Below are 19,839 nucleotides of genomic sequence, written 5' to 3'. Positions count from 1 at the left end.
AATAACATTCCCTTCGTTATCAAATAAGTAGAGTAAGACATTGCCTACGTCTCTAAATATACCAAATTTGGTGGGTAAATGTCAATTGGTAAAGTAAATACTTTCATGGTATTATATTACATTTTTATTGATTTGATTGTTATTTACGAATTTTTATAATTTGAATATACATGATTGCTTATTATTCGTAAATAGTTCTATTGCGCAAACCCTTTATTTTACCGAATAGTATTCAAATAATCGCTTAACTTTTCGAGGAAATAAGTGATATCTTGATGATCGATCTCGCCAATGTTAGCAATACGGAAAGAAGACAATTTGCCAATTTTGCCCGGATAGATTGTAATCCCATAGCGATATAAATAATCGTGCATTTGATCAAAATCATATCCATCTATTGTTGGCTCTTGAATAGTAGTAATAATTTTGGAATGATGCTCTAATGGCACTAAATATTGAAGTTCTAATTGATCTAAGCCTACGATTAACGTTTCCCATGAACGTGTATACCGTTGATATCGCTCTGCTATACCTTCTTGTTGTGTCTCGATAATAGCTTGCTTCAATGCATAAAAGGTCTGCACAGGTGGAGTAAAACGCATCTGACCTGTTTTTTCAAAATAGGCATATTGCTTATACAAATTCAGATAATAATTTTTAGGCTGATAATGTTGTAGTGCTTGAAGCTTGTCACGGTTAGCGATAACAAAGCTAATCCCCGCCATACCTTGAATATTTTTGTTAGAACTAGATATTAGAAAGGAGATATGACTCTGTGGCATATCTATAGGAATCGCTCCATATGAGCTCATCGCATCTACAATAAGATCTACATTGTAACGTGCACATAGTTGACCTAGACGATCAATATCATTCAACAGTCCACTGGTCGTCTCATGATGTACAACAGCAACATGGGTAAATTCTTTTTGTTGTTGCAAAACCTGTTCAATCTCATCAAGAGCTAACGGCATAATAGGAGAGCTAGAGAACACCTCATGATCGATTCCATAAGCGCCTACAATCTCAGCCATACGTTCACCATAAGCACCATTACTAATAATCAACAGTTTGCCTTCACCTACAACAGAACTCAGCACAGCTTCTACCGCAGCCGTTCCAGATCCGCCAAATAATACAGTCGTAAATTCATCTGTAGGTGCGACAAAAGAAGTCAATTGATCTGCTGTCCATTTCATCAACTGACCAAATTCGGTTTCACGCGGACAAATATCAGGGATCACTTGAGCTAGTTTTACAGTATCTGTTGTAGTTGCTGGTCCTGGATTGAGTAAAATATTTCGCCGAATAGGAAAAGATGGCTCTGTTGAACGTTGTAATTTAGGGTAAATGTCTTGCTTTGCACGTACTAGATGTTCTTCTGTATCAATTTCACACCATACATAATGCTCTATTTTTTGAACTAGCAATGGTTTCTCCTGACTGACAGCCACTAATGCTTGTTCGTAATCCCATTTCCAGTGCTCGGCAAATACTTTTGCTGACCATTGACACATACGCTTATACGTATCTATTGAAATTTTGCATATCCCTACAAGTTCAGCATCAGCACTTTTTAATGCAGATAACTGTTTAGACATATTGATAAGGAAATGGTTATGATCATATTCAATATAGACTTCATCGTTGGAATGCGTAGTACCACTAGCTAGAATAAGGTCTTTCGCAGAATCATCCAATAAATAGTTTAATCCTGACGGATCATATAACAAATCAGACTCTAACAATAAAAAATCTGATGTTAACGTCTCTCGCATCTGATATAACGTATACATGCTACCGCTATCCTGATAATCTTTGTTATGCACACAAGTGATTTGAGGATATTTCTCAGACAATGCTTCATAAAATACCGAAAGGTATCCTGTTCCGATAACAATTTTCTCTATTCCTGAAGCGATTATTTGTTGGATAGAACGTTCGACTATAGCAAGCCCATCGATTTCAACAAATCCTTTAGGTTGATGAGTTGTACGTTCTTTTAATCGGCTACCTAATCCTGCTGCTACAATAACGGCTGTATTTACCATTTCTCAATCACCACATTAAATCGAAATTTGTTATTACCGTAATTTTGAATCTGTTGATCACTGGATTGAACGCTAGCCTGTTTGCCTTGCATAAGCTGTTCTACAAAATTCCGATCGTAAAACAAATGATCCAAACCTTTATACTTCTCTTCATATTCGCCTTCAGATAGAGCGCCTTTACGAATAGCTAGTGCTTCCTCTTCAAAAGCAATATCATTGAGATCCAGTAAAATCACTTTTTTATTAGCTTTTTCATACATACGTTCAATCACTTCTGTAGCATACGTTAAAGAAGGAAAATACTGAAAAACGCTATTAGCGATAACAACATCATAAGAATCAGATACATCCAATTGTAAAGCTTCTTGAACATCAAAATTCATCGTTGGCATCACCATATTAGCAATTTCGATCAAATTAGCAGAATAATCGATTCCACCTACAGCATGTCCTTGTTGATAAAAAGGATACAAAAATGCTCCGCTACCACAACCAATTTCATAAATAGAATCATTGGAAGAAATTTGTGCTAATTGAGTAACGTATGAGCTATAAGCTAACCAATCAGGCGCAGCAATTTTGCCTGCACCTGAGTTGAAACCATCTGCTTCAATTAAAAATTGTAAATCTTGTTTTTCTGCTGGAAGTTGTCGGGTACGTGACCAAATCTCTTTCCAATCAGCCATTGATATACTTCACCAGCCTTTCTTTCACTTCATAAGGCTTAATACTCGGACGACTCAAATTATCTTTCGCTCCTTTGGTCGTTGGTATATAGATGAATGTAAGTTGTGGCTGTTGTTGCCATAATGTAATCGCCGCTTCTAATTGTTCGGCTGTATAGACCACTTCAATACGACGATATCCGCATCCAGCAGCGATTGTAGCAAAATCAATAGTCGCTGATACCGTATCTTGACCACCTGTAGAATCGTGACACTGATTATCTAATACAATGTGTAGCAAATTGGAAGGCCCGTATTGTCCATTAGTTGCTAGATTACCCATTCTCATTAATAAAGCGCCATCTCCATCGATTGCAATCACTTTTTTGGAAGGCTGTGCTAATGATACTCCCAATCCAAGTGAACTTATACAACCCATAGAACCGACCATATACAAATTTTGAGCGGAATCTTCCACTTCATACAACTCTCTACCTGTAAATCCAGTTGTCGCTAATAGAATCGAACTGGAATCTTTTAACCGATTAATAGTATCCAATACTTGAAATCTAGTTAGCAGTGAAGAGCCAGTATCAGTAGGGCGATTGATAGTACTCGGTTGATGCGCTAAATCATGAGTAGATTGTTGTAATGCTTCTTTATTAAACGTTCCTTTTTTAACTACAAAAAAGAACGTCTGGTTTTGAGCAATATATTCATCTGCTTGTTGTAATTGAGCTTGTGCTTCTTCCCATTCATCAGCAAGATACGCCCATTTTACTTGCATAAGATCTAGCATTTGAGTTGTAATCTGTCCCATCAATTCATGTTGAGGTTCATCTGCTACTCCTGCTTCTCCACGCAGACTCACAAATCCAAGCACAGGCAATTTAAATGTATAATTTAATGACGTAAGTGGCGACACTGCATTAGTTAAGCCTGAATTCTGCATCAATACGACAGCTTTGCGTCCTCCCAGATAAGCTCCACTAGCAATAGCCACAGCATCTCCTTCATTAGCAGCTCCTACATAATCACATTCATTAATCGCATAATTAATTAAATCTTTCAAAAAAGAACAAGGCACTCCTGTGAAAAAGTCGAACCCCAAACGCTTCAGTTCTGTACCAAAAGCTTTTGTTTCGATCACAGCAGTTCACCTGCTTTTTGTAAATCAACAATACTATCGATATTCAGCCAATCCCCTTTAATAAATTTAATAGCTATAGGGTACTCTTTAACTAATTCATTAAAAAGATCCACTACTGTTAATTGGTTAAAGTTTGATTGCTGTGCTAATTTTTCCAATATGGCTTTTACAGCTTCAGCACCTTGTTGTGAGACTTTCCATAAGCCGATAAACTCTCCATTAAATGAAGTATAATCGTTAGATTCACTAATGCTAACAAGCTTTACTGCGGTTGAATACATATTGCGTGAGTAAGGCTTTTCAGACACTATAAAATCTTGAGGCTTACCAGACAATTCAGGATCAGCATCGACTACAATCGTAATATCATTTTCATCATTCAATAGATCATTTAAAATGTAATTTTTGTAGATAATATCTCCGTAACTAATTAGAGTAGCACTACCCGCTAAGTTGTCTTTCGCAAGGTATAAAGAACTCAACTCTTGTGTAGAAGCATATTGATCATTATCTATTGTTGCGATATTATTCAAAGCGATTTGTTCTTTTGCAAATCCACGCACAACAGCAATATCTTTGATCCCTACTTTGTTAAGATCATCAATTTGTCTGCTTAGTATCGGCTTACCGTTCACTTTTAGCATCGTTTTAGGAGTATCTTGAGTCAGTTCACCCAGACTACCTTGACTCGCTGCCAAAATAACAGCATTAATTTTTTTACCGGATGTTGGCAAGTATCGTTTTTCTGCTTCTTTTAATTCATCTGCTCCTTGCAAACTGAACACTTCAGAAACAGTCGTAATTTTGCCTTCAACATTGATCAGCGATTGATCACGATAAATCTGTTGTACGGTTTGTTGCATCGATTGAATAGCAGAACGAAGCGTATGGTTTGCCCAGATCACCATATTGATGCCCATATCTCTAAATTGATCTGTAGGTGTAGAATAATATTTGGTCGGCACGATGACGATAGGATGACGATTGCCCCATTCTTTCATAAAGGCTTCAATGTCTGAACTATCTGCTTTTTTACTATGCACTAAGATAGCATCTGCTCCTGCTAACCGATAGGCTTCCGCACGCCGTAAAGCTTCATCCAATCCCCAACCAGCAATAAATGATTCCAAGCGTGCAACTACACAAAAATCATCATCCAATTGTGTTTCTTTTGCCGCTTGAATTTTGCCACAAAATTCTTCAATATCAGCTAGAGGTTGCGTTTCTCCTGAGATAAATGAGTTGGTTTTAGGGAATAATTTATCTTCGATACATACACCGGCTACACCGCGTTGTTCTAACTTACGCACCAATCTGCGCATATTGTTAAAGTTACCATAACCCGTATCTCCATCTAATAAAATAGGAAGAGTAGTAGCATCATTCATATATTCCATCACATCAAGTACTTGTGTCCATGAAGCTTCGTTATTGTCCCGTACACCTAATGAAGCTGAAATCGTCAGTCCACTGCCCCAGATCCCTTTAAATCCAGCTTCTTCTACAATTTTGGCAGATATCCCGTTATGAGCTTCCATAATAAAATCAAGTTCAGAGCTAGTAATCATCTGTTTGAGCATTTGCGTTTTTTTCATCTTTATTTCATCCTTGTCTTTAAGTTAGTGTTTTCTCAAACATGATTGCATTAAAATTTGGCATTGCTCTGAATATGTTCCCATATGATCTGTTCATAATAATCTGCTCGATCTGCAAGTGATTCTGTTTCATCTTCCCCTGTCACTTTGTTAATCAGTCTAAGAGTGTACTGATTAAGATCAATTAAGCCATCATTTTCAATAGCAGTTCCGTTCTCAAAATAAACATGATGCGTATCATCGGTCAAAGCTGCTTTATAGGTCTGATTCGGATGAATCGCTTCTGTATAAGTAAATGTTCTAGCACTATCGCCACCGAATACGACAGGCAATTGACCATCAATCTCTGTAGCAACCGGTAAGTTAGCCAGATGAAGCAGCGTTGGTAAAATATCTATTGTAGCCATCAATTCATTAGATGTTCCGACTGGTGTAGATCCACCTTTGATCATTAATGGAACTTTGCGTCTACTTTCGTTAAGTAAAAATGGATCTTCGCTCAAAAAGGATTGTCCATGGTCTGAATATAATACAACAAGAATATCCTCATTATTAAAGTTCTCATTGATATAGGTGTATAAAATATTTAAATAGAAATCAAGACGTGTAAGCTCAAGTCCATATTTATTATGTTTGTTCTGATCATAAGGTGTTAAAACAGTAGTACTGCCTTTTTTGTTCATATTTAAACGTTGACTGATATCGACTTTGGTCTGAATAGCTAGATTATGATTAATCTCATCTGGAACATGATGCAAATCGCTCAATGAAATACTCAAAAAATTATTCTGATCTTTAAATGCTTCAAGTTGTTCCATAGATTCCATAACTACTTGTCGACAATCCATTCCACCCGTAAAATTTTGATATAAAGTACGATCAAATCCTTTATGGTATCCGTGTGCTGGAGTCACACGCCAATCTCCACTAATTTGAGTAGTCATATAACCAGCTTCTTCAAAATGTTCCTGAATCATTTTACTATAATCTGCAAAATCATAATTAAATTCAGGATGATACAAATGATGGTTTGTTGTATATTTCCCCGTATATATGCTTGCGATACTAGGCAATGTCCATTCACTGGTAGCATAACAATTTTTAGCATACAAACCGTTCTCAAAAAATTGATGAGTATATGGCATTAATGTTTCCATATTATTTTCTTGTAAAAAGACTTCTGAAACTCCATCTATAAAAATATTGAAAACTAATCTTTTTTTATCCGACTCCCCTTTGATCGAGATAGGTTTACCTATAAATAAAGGATTGTTCATATCAATAGTAAGAGTTCCGGGTTCATTGAATCGTAAGTATTGAAAAGAATTATATTTTAGATCATTACTAGAAAAAGAATATGTTTTGTTATTTAATTCAAAATCAATATAAGTATCACTTCTCAAAGTAGATATCGGTAAGATTGAAGCTTGACTCAAAACAATTTGATGCTCCGAATCATAAACTTTTCCTTTTAAACTTTCTGTTATATACGCTTGTGAAGTCTGAAGTCCTACATCAGCTATTGTGATTGTTCTATACATATTAGTCATATATTCGTCTTTTGTTCCTACAGCTTTAGGAGAACGAATCGTACTTTCAAAATAAGAATCTAAAGGAAATTCACGATGATCTCTTTCATCTAATATACGACCACTATATTTTAAAATATCAATAAGTTCTTGTGGATGTTCTTGATAAATTTCTTCTAATAATAAATTCATTCGATTGATATACGTTTCAATCAATTCACGATCTTGATCTGTAAAAGCAAATTTTAGTGCTCTTATATACTGGTAGTAACTATCAGCCATTTGATATTTCAGTTCATAGACTATTCCTAAATTAAGGTGAAGATCAAAATGAAACGGATATACTTTAAGTCCATGTTTAATCAAAGCTTCTGCTGAATCATAATCCCCTTTTTGGAAAAAATAATTACTTTTAATAGATATCAGATTCGCATCTGAATTTATATCTTCGTAATTTTTTATATTGCTATCTAATGTAACAGGATCATTATTTTGAAAAGAAGCTTTAATCGCTTGATGTAATGACGCTAGTTTTTTAATGTTTCTTTTAATAGGATACGTTCTCATATAAGGTCATCTCGTTTCTTTTCAATTCGAACAGTAGTGTAATTATAAAACCTTTAACTTATTTAAAAAGTATTCTATCTATGCAAATGATTAAGAGTATCTGAATTTCAAATAAAAGTAATCTTCCTTTTTTTCTTTCTCTACCAACAAGAAATTTGCTTTCAAAAATGTACGAATAGAAGGGGCGTTTTCTTCTTTTATATAAGCATAAATATGCTCAATATATTTTATTTTTTTGATGTATTTAATACTCTCATTAATCATAAGGACTGCTAAACCTTTACCTCTTTGAGAACGGTTTATAGCTATACTAATAACAGCCTCGTCATTTGAAATATTAAATCTTACAAAACCAATAGGTTCATTATTAACTTCTGCAATGAGAAGAACAATATTAGGATTTTCCATAACATGTGCAAACCATTTCTCATGTTCTTCTTTAAGAATTGGTTCTGAACTAAATGACATTTGTCTGCTTAAAGGGTCATTAGACCAATTATAAAGAAGCCATATATCCTCATATATGACTTCTCTAAAGTTAACTTCTATTTCACTCATCTTATATTTCCTTTTTAATCCGATGAGAATATACACTTTTTACAGCAGTAATCACATCATCGATATCTTCATCTGTCATTTTTGGAAATACAGGTAATGTAATAGCGGAACTATAATACTGTTCTGCTATTGGACATAATCCTTTGGCATATCCTAGCTCTTGATAATAAGGTTGCAAGTAGACAGGAATATAGTGAACATGAACACCGATATTTAAATCTCTTAACTCTTCGAAAATTTCTTTACGTGTTCCATCAAAATATTCTGGAAGCCACCGCGTAACGTAGAGGTGCCAACTAGAATGCGCATCTGGATGTTGATACGGAAGTACTAAGCCCGGTAGATCTGCAAATGCTTGATTATATTTCCCGACAATTTCTCTGCGTCTATTAACAAAGCTATCAAGCTTATCCATTTGAGAAGCTCCAAGAGCAGCTTGCATATCTGTCATTCTATAGTTATAACCAAGGGATTGCATCTCATAATACCAGGGTCCCTCATCTTTCAGTAACTCGTTAGGATCTTTAGTCATTCCATGACTACGAAATTGAATGAGTTTACGATAATATTGTTCATTATCTGTAACAATCACTCCACCTTCTCCTGTAGTTACATGCTTCACTGGATGAAAGCTGAACATTGTCATATCAGCCCATGCACCAATCTTACGACCAGCATAATCAGCTCCTAATGAATGAGCAGCATCTTGAATAAGTACCAAATTATGCTGTTTTGCTATTTTTGCAATCCGTTCAATTTCTACAGGTTGACCTGTAAAATCTACAGCAATAATAGCTCTTGTATCAGCGTTAATCTTTTCTTCTATTTGGCTAGGATCAATATTATATGTGTTAGCATCAATATCTACAAAAACAGGAGTAGCATCTTGATAGAGAACACAATTACTACTTGCCAAAAAAGTAATAGGCGTTGTAATAACTTCATCGCCTTGCCCAATACCAGCAGCAAAACAAGCTGCATGAAGAGCAGCCGTACCATTGGTAAAGGCAACACTATATTTAGCTCCTACATACGTTGCTATTTTGTTCTCAAACTCTTGGATAGCGGGGCCTTGTGTTATAAAATCACCTTTTAATACTTTAACAACAGCTGCAATATCTTCATCATCTAACCATTGTTGCCCATAAGGTAGCATTGTTGTTCTTGTAGCATGTTGTATATCATTATTTGATGTCATCCAGTCATAACTCCCCTCAGTGTGGATCAGATGATGTTTAATTCAAACCGCCTTGCTTAATCCATTCTCTTGTACGAGCGATTCCTTCTTCTAAAGACACTTCTGCTTTCCATTCCATTAATTCTCCTGCTTTAGTTGAATTACAAAGCAGTTTAGGAATTTCACTTTGCGGATGAATATGTTCAACATGTTTAATTCTTGAGGAATCACCTGTGATTGTTAAAGCTAGATCATTGACTGTAATGTCACGACCTAAGCCAGCATTCACAATTTCTCCATCTACTTTACTATTAAAACCTGCGACTACTACAAAACGTGCACAGTCTTCAACATAAAGAAGATCACGAGTCTGAGTTCCATCACCGTAAATATTCAGATCTTTTCCATCCAAATCATTTTTAAGGAAAATGGCTACTACGCCGCCCTCACCACCTGTTTTCTGAAAAGGACCATACGTATTAAATGGACGAATCACCACCGTAGGTAGTTTATAAGCGTAATAATAAGAAAGAACCATATTCTCAGCAGCTACTTTAGCACCCGCATAGGGAGAAGCTGGCTTCGTAGGATGAAGTTCGTCGATTCCCTTAATATCACTGCAACGATCATACACCATACAAGTGCTCATAAATACGACTTTTGTATTGTATTTACGACATTGTTCTAAAATATAAAACGTTCCAATGGTATCATTGTTAAAAGTAGTACGAGGATCATCAATAGAATCCTGTACATTAATAGAAGCTCCTAGATGATAACAAACAGCAAAACGATTTTGTTCAAACAACTCATTAAGTAATGCTTCATCTAAAATAGTACCTTTAATAAATGCTTTTAAATTAGGGTGATCTCGAAATTCACTCAAATTAGATTCTTGTCCATTAGATAAGTCATCTAAAATCCATAATTGGTATCCATCATCTAACAACTTTTTAGCTACCCAGCGCCCTATAAATCCAGCACCACCAGTTAATAAAATATTCTTATTCAACATTTAAAAAACCTCCCAAGTCAGTGGTGTTCCTTTAGCTACATCTTTTGCAACAGTACGTCCTAATAAATGATCCATATATTTTGTCGGAAGTCCCAAACCTGGACGAATCGCTTTTACATTATCTTTTGTTAATATATCGCCAGCATGCAAATCTTGAGAAATGTATAATGAACGACGTAATTTAAGTGATGGCTGTTCACGTTCAGTCGCTCCATACGTAATTTGTCCAAGCGATTGCCATGCTCGTTCTGTTTCAATCACTAGAGATTGTAATTCTTCTGGTTCTAATGAAAATGCAGAATCTACACCACCATCTGCACGACGTAATGTAAAGTGCTTTTCAATCACTGTTGCTCCTAAAGCTATACTTGCAACTGATACACCTACACCCATCGTATGATCAGACATACCTACTAAACAATTAAAGAGCTGTTCCATATGAGGTAAAGTTACTATATTTGTATTTGAAGGAGTGGCAGGATACGTACTTGTACATTTCAGTAAGACTAGATTTTTACAACCAGCTAATCTAGCTTCCCGCACTGATTCATCAATTTCAGCAATAGATGCCATTCCTGTTGAAATAATCATAGGCTTACCTGTAGCAGCTACTTTGCGAATTAATTGAATATCAGTATTCTCAAAAGAAGCAATCTTATAAGCAGGTACATTTAAAGACTCCAAAAAATCAACTGCACTTTCATCAAATGGCGTACTAAAAGCTAGCATACCCAATTCAGCACAACGATCAAAAATAGGTTTGTGCCATTCCCAAGGTGTATAGGCTTCTTGATACAATTTATATAATGAATTTCCTTTCCAAAGACTGTTCTCATCCTCTATAAAAAATTCAGCATCATGAATATCCAATGTCATGGTATCTGCTGTATATGTCTGTAGCTTCAACGCATCAGCTCCTGCTTTTGCAGCAGCTTCTACAATACTTAAAGCACGTTCTAGGGATTGATTATGATTGCCTGACATCTCAGCAATAATAAAAGGTTTATGATTTTTACCAATCCAATGCGATCCTATCTGAAATTCCATATATAATTTATTCCTCCTATTCATTGATGAATCCTATCTAGAATTACTTTACAGTCTAATCAAATTTGATCCATTTTTTTCAGTATAATACTAGTTATAATATTTTGTTCTGATGATGTTTCATTTTCTAATACTTCTAAGGCATGCTTACTCATATTTATAAGATCTAGTGGTGAAGACATTGCTCTCAATAAGATATCGGTATAATGAGAAGAATTTATTTGCTCATGATTTCCCAAATTCCATATTATACCTAGACGTTCTGCCATAGAAACAGACGGATATTGATTGTTAGCTACTATGGTTACAGCAGAAGGCAATCCTAAAAAACAACGTTCCCACATTGCACTTCCTCCTGCACCTATGCAAAAATCAGATGTAGCAATAATCTCAGCCATGTTTTCTGTTTGAATATATAACTGAACATGTGCTAAAGTAGCACATTGTTGTACTATGCTTGTTTGATAAGCATAAGAATTTCCTATAATAAGATTAAAATGCAGATTAGAAAAGATATCATTTTGAATAGAATCCATAATTTTTTGCGTTTCGTTGGTTGGATCACTTCCGCCGAAAAATAACAATACTTCTTTTACTTTTCCCGATCGTTTTTTTACTACTTTTCGTTGTTTATAAAACGAAGATCTCAACAATAAGTATTGAGGTCCTACATACAATTCACATGTGCTAGGAACAAGGTTGTGATAGCGAGCTTCACCATTTTCAATCAAATTCTGGTCCATCAAAATATCAGCATTATGTTTGCGATTAGCAAGATCATCAATAACTAGAATGCGTTTAACATATTTTCTTAATGCTAATTCCCATGATTCATCGATTTCGTAATGATCTACAATTAGCCAAGATGGATCAAGATGTAAGTTCTGAATTTGATCAATAATAAAATCAATCTCTATATCTTGATTACTTATTGATAGATGCTCTTGCGTTGATATGCTCAAAACTCGAAACCCACGTTTTGTAATATATTCTGATAAATCACCTTGTAAAGTTCTGCATATAAAAATAACTTCTACTCCATGATTCTGTAATTCATCTGCCAAAACAAGACATCTCATAATATGACCAGAGCCAATTATTTCAGAAGCATCCGCGCGTATCATTACTGTCTTTTTCATTTTATATTACCGGCTTTTGTTCAATATGTGCATTCAGCTTAGCAATCTCAGGATGCTGTAATAAATAGTGAATATATTCTGACGAAGAAATATCTGTACGATCTCCAAAATGATCGGTTAGTGTTGTGCATAAGTTATAATCTTCTTCTGTATCTACAGTTAATCGTAATTCTGGATGTAACATAAATGAAGGTAAATCTAAAATAGTTTGTTTAAATTCTTCAGCATACTCATAAGCATAATAAGTGACATGTTCTCGATGTCTCTGTTCAGTAGAAATATGATAAATTTTCTCCAATGCTTTAAAGCTAATCATTTCAACAATCAATCCACGAGTCGCCTCAGATTGTTGTCGATTAATAAGGATGTCTGAAGGTTCTTTCTTCATAGCATCAATAGCGAGTGCGGCCGTTTCAAAATCTACAAAAGGACAATCTGATGTGACTCTAATAACATAATCAGGTTGATACTGAATAGCGCATTCATAATACCGAGATAGTACATCTGTTTCTGATCCTCGATAACAGTCCACATGTTTTTCTTGACACCATGCTTCAATTTGATCATCCTGCTGTAATGTTGATGTAGCAACAATTACATGTTGGACATCACTAATCTTTTGACATCTTGATACTACATATTCTAAAACTGTACTTTTTCCTAAAGGTAACAATATTTTTCCTGGAAGACGTGAAGACCCCATTCTGGCTTGGATAATAATAATATTTTTCATATAATGGGTTCCTTTCTACGTTGAAATCAAAATAGGTGTTACTCAAATCAAAATATTAAAATAGAACAACTTTATTTATAATTCTCCTCCTTTATATATAAAATATTGTATAGAACAAGTTATACTAATTCTTCTTTCAGTATCCATTCTTTAATTGTTTCCTTATTAATAGGTGTCATATCAAGGCTAGTGATCTCATTTTTTAAGGTAGCCGGTTTCGTATTAAATCCAGCCGGAATAATAAACATTTCTTCTGTTTCACTAGCAATCAAATGCTCATCCATAGTCATTAACTCTTCAAAACGTTTTTCTCCTGGACGAAGTCCTATTGATTGTATTTCAACACTTTCTTGTACATTATATTTTTGAGATACCGTTTCTACTAATACTTCTGCTAAATCTCCGATTCGAATAGTAGGCATTTTCAAAACAAATACTTCGCCACCTTCAGCAATTTCATTAGCTTTCATAATCAATTCAATTGCTTGAGTAGGTGTCATCATATACCGAAGCATATCTGGATCTGTAATCGTAATTTTTTGTTTATCTAAGATTTGTTGCTTGAACAATGGAATAACCGATCCACGAGAACCCATTACATTACCAAAACGAACAGATGAAAATACTGTTGATTTAGGACCCTTTTGATATTCCGCTGCTGAAATTAAACGTTCTGCTGTAAGTTTGGTCGCTCCATACGTGTTTGTAGGAGAGATAGCTTTATCTGTACTTGTAAATAATACTTTTTGTACACCATTTGCTACTGCGGCTTGGATAATATTTTGTGTACCAATCACATTTGTCTGAACAGCTTCAAATGGATTATATTCACAGAAAGGAACATGTTTCATAGCTGCTAAATGAAATACATAATCAATATCTTCCATAGCACGTACTAACCGCTGTTGATCACGAACATCTCCGATCAAAAAACGCAGTTTAGACGCGTGTTCTTGTAAAGCTATACTCATTTCATATTGCTTATATTCATCTCGACTAAAAATCCGAATCACTTGCGGATCTTCTTCTAATAGCTTTTTAATTAAGGTAATTCCAATCGTTCCAGTACCACCTGTCACCAAAATCTTTTTATTATGATACATCCGTTTTTCCATTTGCACCGATCCTTTGTCCATTAATTTCATCAATACGACGAATAGATTCTGTAAATAGTTCGATAAGACTTGGAATCTTCTCAATAATATCTTTCAGTACTTTTCCTAAATGTTTATAAATAAGATCCGATTTCAAAACCAAATTCTTTTCATTAACAATAATAGGCAATTGTTGATCAAATACTTTTATAGAAGTAGGCAATACTGTTTCTAAAATAGGATCAAACCATTCGCGATGAACCAGCTTACCCCAAGCAATTTCTATACTTTCCATCGTTCTTTGACCTTTAACAGGTTTAGTACGACTAAGCTCTTGAACTTTACTTAGCAATTTTTGAATATCTTTAATTTCATTTTTCATCATCATCATATCGTCTGTAGTAGCTTTAATTTTATTAGTTACATTTGTGACTTTTTGTTTATCTATTACATAATTAGCTTTATCACTCATTTTAATAATACATTCCTGATCTATTTGCTCGTTTTTAATCAAGTCATACACTTCTTCAATAGGCATCCAGACCGTTCCTTCAATAGATGCACCATTTCGCGTCGAATTAATAAATTCAACATCAGCAAAAGCTGTAACCAAATCTTCTAAAGAATCTTTCATAAACATAAAACTTTGGTTGGTTGTATTATACGTACCATTTACATTAAGAACCTCGGTTTTTGCTGTGTCTACATCAGATTGTATCTTTTCATTATTCATATGACTGACACCATCAGCATAATATTTGTTTCCAGGAAAAGATAAATCTTGCCCCATCATAATAATACGCTTTGCGCCTAAACGTATAGCTGCTTGCATTGCAGTACCAGCTACGGTCGGGGTAGAAGAAATAATAACTTCTTCTTCAGGCAATCCCATAAAGTATTGAGAAGCCACATCATTTTTCATAATGCTATGAATTAAATGATTTGGTTTGCGTGCAGATATTTCATAATAAGCAGATGAAGTGTGCAACAATGGAGATTCTAAAGTTCTAGGATCTTCAAAAACTTTATTATTGATAACACCGCCATCCATCACGACTGTTAAATGAGGTCTTATACCATTTTTAACCAAAGCTTGGATACTTGATCCAGCTGCAATAATTAGTGCATGTGGCTTCAAGCGCTGAACCCACTCTATATCTTTTTGCAAAGATGGCCCGGATGAGATAATAACTGCTGTAGTGCCTTTAACTTGTTCTTGCAATTCTTCGATTGAAGGTGTAGAAAACATACTTGCCATTTGATATAAACCGTTACGAAGCCAATCTTCTTGGAAAAATTGTTGTGTTTGTTTATTGGAATTAAACGTAATATTGTATTCTTTAAATTCTTCTTTAACTTCACGTAGTATATCCATATCGTTATCTAAATAATGTCGCAAAGCAACAAACGCCATTTCCTGATTCATATAGCTACAGACTAAATAAAACAACATATTTAACTGTGTTTCTCCAACAGAAACCCATTGTAAATTAGGATGACTTAATAAATCTCGAAAGTCATAGTTGCTCATCGTATTTAAGAAGGCTTGTTCATCCGGTTCATATACAAACAACCAACGATTAGGATACATTTCCAACAGATCTGCTATCCCTAATCCCTGTCCAAAGCCATAGACAAAAATAATATTCAAATCTCCAACAGAACCTTTTACAGCTTCTAACCAATTCTCATCTTTATCCCAAGGTTCTTGAACAAAATGTTTATCTGTTATATCTTCCGATTCAATCACAAGCATCTTTTGAGCTACGTGTTTAAAACGTTGATGTAGCACTTCCATATTCAGTTCCAAATTAGACACTATCATACCACCATTCGCTTGTGTATTTACTTTCTATATGTAGTATATCGGAATTACAGAGATTGAAGTGAACATTTACATACAAAAATCCACCTTGTCAGCATAGACAAAGGTGGATTTTTATGACATTTATTTAAGATGATCGATAAAAAAACTATCTGTCACATAACTTTGATGATAAGCAGTATGCTGGTTACGAATACTTCCTTGCTTTTCCAACCAATTACCAGCTTGATCTTTAAAAGAATTCAATTTGTTCATAATCAACGAATCACAGTCTAAAATCTTCTGGATGTCTACTCTATCTTGATCTGTAACAACATCGCGATAACTTTGTAGTTGTTCTACGATAGCTTCACGCTTATCTACAAAATCTAATATTTCTTCTTCAGTAATAAATTGAAGACGACTAATTATATCTTGTGTTAATTGATCCAGCTGATTTAAACTCTCTTTCAGATTCTGTACACTATTCATTATCACACACCATTTGCAGCTTCTGGAAGTCTACTTGCTTCTAACCATGTTTCACGTAAATCTGAAAGGTGAGTCAATACTTCCTCTGCAAGATCAACATTTTTCTTCACATTTGCCTCAATCAGACAGTGAAGCATATATTCATAAATGACGATTAATTCATTAGCAATTGCAAAATCAAAGTTTAATGATGATATTAATTCATGTACAATAGCTTGTGCTTTGCACAAATTATTATTTGCTTTTTCATAATTTCTCTCATTAATTCCTTCAACACCAGCTTTAACGAATCGAATTGCACCATCATATAACATAATGAGAAGTTTAGGTTTTGAAGCCGTCTGTGCCTGAGCTTGTTGATATTTTTGATAGGGTGATTTAATCACTCTATCACCTCCTTAGTTAAAGACTCGAAAGACTTGTCGACTGACTATTGTATTTACTGATAGCAGTTTCCATTGCAGTAAATTTCTTGTAATAATTAGTTTCAATCGTATTTAGACGACTGTTCCAATCAGAGATACGTCTGTCCATACCAGTTAACTGTGTTCCCATTAAACTATTAACGAGAAAAGTAGAGTTAGCATCACTACTTACTTTAGATGTACCTGCAGTACTAGCCAAGCTTTCTAAAGAAGATTTAGCTACTTTTTTCATTCTAGCCAAGATACCATCTTGATCTGTATATTTATTGGTATTAAGAGCATTGCTATCTTGTGAACCAAAAAAGTTATTTATAATATTAGGGTCTTTTTCTAAAGCAGTTTTCAACTTATCTGTATCTAGTGTAAGTTTACCACGTGTTTCATATGTTCCTGTTGTAATACCTAGTTGAGCAAAGCTTACTTTATTACCATCACTCAAAGTAACACCTTGAATCATTGCAGAACGCATACTAGAAATAGTGTTTTGCAACATATCATCGTTTTTAAGCATACCGCTTTTTGCTTTTTTATTCCAAAGAGTCTGTTCGTCATCACTCAAATCTTTTTTCTGATCATCTGTTAATGGAGCATACTTTGGATAACGCTCTTCGCCTACCTTAGTGTTCAAAGTAGATAAAACATCATTATATGCATCTACAAAAGATTGCACAGTTGCTACTAGCTTATCTGTATCTGCTGAGACACTAATTTGTGTAGATTGTCCGGCAGGTGTTGTTGAATTTAATGTCATTGTGACACCATTCATTGAGAAAGTGTTTGATTTCTGTGTAACAGACAACCCATTTACAGTTAGTTGTGCATCTGCACCTTGAGCTACTGTAGCTGTACTATCTAATCCAAATGCCGCTAGTGCACCACCGCTAAAGTTAAGATCAGTATTACCAGTAGATTTATTCGTCAGTGACATTTTGCCACTTGAAGGATCGAATACTGCTGTTACTCCAGCGTCTTTGTTAGAGTTTATTTTTTGCATAAATGAATCAATAGAATCTGAAGGACTAAATGAAATCGAAGTACCATTTAGCGTAATCGAAGTTTCACTTCCACTATAGACTGTGGATAAAGCATCTGTACTTGCATGAGCGCCTGCTCCAGTAGTTGATTTCACATTGGTAGCAGTAGCTAATCCTTGTACAGATACATTTAATACCCCCCCACTAGCAGCACCAGTCGCTGTAGCAGAAACAGCCGTTGTGTTCCCTGTGATTGTTGCTTTCTGAGCATTAATAGAACTACTCAGACTCAAATTACTTAATTTATCATTTAAAAAAGAAACAAGTTTAGTACTAACATCACGATAGCCTTCGCGCTTCCATTCAACCAATTGCTTTTGTTGAGTTAATTTAGTAAGAGGAGCTTTTTCGGCTGTCATTAACTTTTTAACTGTTGCATCAATATCCATTCCGCTGGCCAAACCAGTAATTCTTGTAACCATATCGTTTTCCTCCTACACCTTTTTATCGACAATAAGCCCTGTAACTTCCATTAATTTTGCTAAAGCATCCAATACTTTTTCGGAAGGAACTTCCCGGATCAGATCGCCTGTTTCTTTATTTTTCACTTTGATCATAATCGCATGTGTTTCTTGATGTACTGAGATTTCAAATGCTTTTTGTGGGCCTTGAATAGCATCAATTGTTTTTTGCAAATCTTTGATAGCTTGTTCCTGATTTTGTAATTTGGTCGCTTGTGTAGGTTGAGAAGCAGCTATAATAGCTTGTTCAATCGCCACATTAGGTTTAGGCTCATTACTTACTTCTTTTTTAACTATGGTAGGCTGAGTTGGTATAGTACTTCCCATATTTCCTGAAGATGTAATTGGATCCATGCAGAACCTCCTTATTCAATATGATTATGTGTAAGTTGTCATTTATTCTATTCGTGGTCTGTTTAGTCTGTTACTATCTATATCGGTCTTTACAAGCAATTGTTTAAGGTATATCACATAAATAAGTAAAAAGACCCTGCCAAAGGCAGAGTCTTGAGTACTTGTTTTTCGTATTAACGCAGTAAGGACAATACGCCCTGTGGTGAAGAGTTTGCTTGGGACAACATCGATTGAGAAGCCTGTACCAAAATATTGTTTTTGGACAATGCTACCATTTCCTTAGCCATATCTGTATCACGGATACGTGATTCAGATGCTGTTAAGTTTTCTACTGTTGTTCCTAAGTTATTAGAAGTGTATTCCAAACGGTTTTGCACAGCACCCAAGTTCGCACGTTGTGTTGCTACTTTTTCAATTGCTGTACTGATTGCAGATAATTTAGTACCCGCAGACAAACCTTTAAAACCACTCGTTTTGATACCAGAAACAGTAATACTGAAAGCTTTATCATCCGCTTGGATCTTAACGCCGCTACCAACAATACTAATTCCGTTAAATGTAGTATTACTAAGAATACTATCTACTTGTTTACCCAATTGATTCAACTCAGCGTTGATATTGGATTTATCGCCAGAGCTGTATGTTCCGTTTTCTTTCTGAACATTCAGTTCTTTCATACGTCCAAGCATTGAACTCACTTCGTTCATTGCACCCTCAGCCGTTTGAGCATAAGAGATACCATCTTGTACGTTACGTTGTGCTTGCTCAAGTCCACGAATCTGTCCACGCATTTTTTCAGAGATGGATAGTCCTGCTGCATCATCAGCCGCACGGTTGATCCGTAGTCCTGAAGATAGTTTTTCCATGTTTTTGCTTGCTGCCACGCTGTTCATACCCATGTTACGTTGTGTATTTAAAGCTGGAATATTGTGATTGATAATCATTATTG

At 35.0% G+C, this 19,839-nt stretch carries 18 protein-coding genes; all 18 read right to left on the bottom strand.

The genetic code is table 11. The features are described from left to right. Nucleotides 1-218 precede the first annotated feature (218 nt). The 18 genes from ACFSGI_RS21975 to ACFSGI_RS21890 all read right to left on the bottom strand — a co-directional run bounded on the left by ACFSGI_RS21975 (nucleotide 219) and on the right by ACFSGI_RS21890 (nucleotide 19,834). Nucleotides 219-2,051, bottom strand: a complete 1,833-nt coding sequence (locus tag ACFSGI_RS21975; protein ID WP_204827183.1) for a 2-aminoethylphosphonate aminotransferase — start codon at nucleotides 2,049-2,051, stop codon at nucleotides 219-221. Next, on the bottom strand, nucleotides 2,045-2,737 hold the full coding sequence (locus ACFSGI_RS21970; RefSeq protein ID WP_204827182.1) for a class I SAM-dependent methyltransferase: 693 nt from the start codon (nucleotides 2,735-2,737) through the stop codon (nucleotides 2,045-2,047). Before ACFSGI_RS21970 ends, ACFSGI_RS21975 begins: the two co-directional genes overlap by 7 nt. After that, the gene (gene aepY, locus ACFSGI_RS21965) at nucleotides 2,730-3,866 is read right to left on the bottom strand and encodes a phosphonopyruvate decarboxylase (RefSeq protein WP_379284396.1); all 1,137 of its coding nucleotides are present in this window, start codon (nucleotides 3,864-3,866) and stop codon (nucleotides 2,730-2,732) included. The genes ACFSGI_RS21970 and aepY overlap by 8 nt, the downstream gene beginning before the upstream one ends. Then, nucleotides 3,863-5,461 (bottom strand): phosphoenolpyruvate mutase, encoded by a 1,599-nt coding sequence (aepX, locus tag ACFSGI_RS21960; protein WP_204827181.1) that lies wholly within the window; start codon nucleotides 5,459-5,461, stop codon nucleotides 3,863-3,865. Before aepX ends, aepY begins: the two co-directional genes overlap by 4 nt. Nucleotides 5,462-5,511: 50 nt before the next feature. Next, the gene (locus ACFSGI_RS21955; protein WP_204827180.1) at nucleotides 5,512-7,557 is read right to left on the bottom strand and encodes a sulfatase-like hydrolase/transferase; all 2,046 of its coding nucleotides are present in this window, start codon (nucleotides 7,555-7,557) and stop codon (nucleotides 5,512-5,514) included. Between the two features lie 90 nt (nucleotides 7,558-7,647). Then, nucleotides 7,648-8,115, bottom strand: a complete 468-nt coding sequence (locus ACFSGI_RS21950) for a GNAT family N-acetyltransferase (protein WP_204827179.1) — start codon at nucleotides 8,113-8,115, stop codon at nucleotides 7,648-7,650. 1 nt (nucleotide 8,116) lies between these two features. Further along, the gene (gene pseC / locus ACFSGI_RS21945) at nucleotides 8,117-9,313 is read right to left on the bottom strand and encodes a UDP-4-amino-4,6-dideoxy-N-acetyl-beta-L-altrosamine transaminase (RefSeq protein ID WP_204827178.1); all 1,197 of its coding nucleotides are present in this window, start codon (nucleotides 9,311-9,313) and stop codon (nucleotides 8,117-8,119) included. Between the two features lie 37 nt (nucleotides 9,314-9,350). Further along, nucleotides 9,351-10,307 carry a dTDP-glucose 4,6-dehydratase gene (locus ACFSGI_RS21940; protein WP_204827177.1) on the bottom strand — a complete coding sequence of 319 codons (957 nt, stop codon included), beginning with the start codon at nucleotides 10,305-10,307 and terminating at the stop codon, nucleotides 9,351-9,353. Next, complete coding sequence (pseI, locus tag ACFSGI_RS21935) at nucleotides 10,308-11,354, bottom strand: pseudaminic acid synthase (RefSeq protein ID WP_204827176.1); 1,047 nt, start codon at nucleotides 11,352-11,354, stop codon at nucleotides 10,308-10,310. It abuts the gene before it with no gap. A gap of 59 nt (nucleotides 11,355-11,413) precedes the next feature. Beyond that, nucleotides 11,414-12,493 (bottom strand): UDP-2,4-diacetamido-2,4,6-trideoxy-beta-L-altropyranose hydrolase, encoded by a 1,080-nt coding sequence (pseG, locus tag ACFSGI_RS21930; RefSeq protein WP_204827175.1) that lies wholly within the window; start codon nucleotides 12,491-12,493, stop codon nucleotides 11,414-11,416. A gap of 1 nt (nucleotide 12,494) precedes the next feature. Next, complete coding sequence (locus tag ACFSGI_RS21925) at nucleotides 12,495-13,226, bottom strand: cytidylyltransferase domain-containing protein (RefSeq protein ID WP_204827174.1); 732 nt, start codon at nucleotides 13,224-13,226, stop codon at nucleotides 12,495-12,497. A 119-nt stretch (nucleotides 13,227-13,345) separates the two neighbouring features. Continuing rightward, entirely contained in the window at nucleotides 13,346-14,362 is a 1,017-nt protein-coding gene (locus ACFSGI_RS21920) for an SDR family NAD(P)-dependent oxidoreductase (protein ID WP_379284389.1), read from the bottom strand. Beyond that, entirely contained in the window at nucleotides 14,319-16,145 is a 1,827-nt protein-coding gene (locus ACFSGI_RS21915; protein ID WP_204827172.1) for a motility associated factor glycosyltransferase family protein, read from the bottom strand. Before ACFSGI_RS21915 ends, ACFSGI_RS21920 begins: the two co-directional genes overlap by 44 nt. Nucleotides 16,146-16,268: 123 nt before the next feature. Continuing rightward, nucleotides 16,269-16,616 (bottom strand): flagellar protein FliT, encoded by a 348-nt coding sequence (gene fliT, locus ACFSGI_RS21910; protein ID WP_204827171.1) that lies wholly within the window; start codon nucleotides 16,614-16,616, stop codon nucleotides 16,269-16,271. A 2-nt stretch (nucleotides 16,617-16,618) separates the two neighbouring features. Next, nucleotides 16,619-17,002 (bottom strand): flagellar export chaperone FliS, encoded by a 384-nt coding sequence (fliS, locus tag ACFSGI_RS21905; protein WP_204827170.1) that lies wholly within the window; start codon nucleotides 17,000-17,002, stop codon nucleotides 16,619-16,621. Between the two features lie 16 nt (nucleotides 17,003-17,018). After that, complete coding sequence (fliD, locus tag ACFSGI_RS21900) at nucleotides 17,019-18,497, bottom strand: flagellar filament capping protein FliD (protein WP_204827169.1); 1,479 nt, start codon at nucleotides 18,495-18,497, stop codon at nucleotides 17,019-17,021. A 12-nt stretch (nucleotides 18,498-18,509) separates the two neighbouring features. Beyond that, a complete protein-coding gene (locus ACFSGI_RS21895; RefSeq protein ID WP_204827168.1) occupies nucleotides 18,510-18,890 on the bottom strand; it encodes a flagellar protein FlaG in 381 nt (126 codons plus the stop codon). A gap of 173 nt (nucleotides 18,891-19,063) precedes the next feature. Next, nucleotides 19,064-19,834: a flagellin N-terminal helical domain-containing protein gene (locus ACFSGI_RS21890; RefSeq protein ID WP_204827167.1), complete on the bottom strand. Its 771-nt coding sequence runs from the start codon at nucleotides 19,832-19,834 to the stop codon at nucleotides 19,064-19,066. Between the last annotated feature and the right edge of the window lie 5 nt (nucleotides 19,835-19,839).

The organism is Paenibacillus nicotianae (assembly GCF_042681745.1).
GTDB lineage: Bacteria > Bacillota > Bacilli > Paenibacillales > Paenibacillaceae > Saccharibacillus > Saccharibacillus nicotianae.
This window is presented reverse-complemented; position numbering and strand designations above follow the sequence as displayed.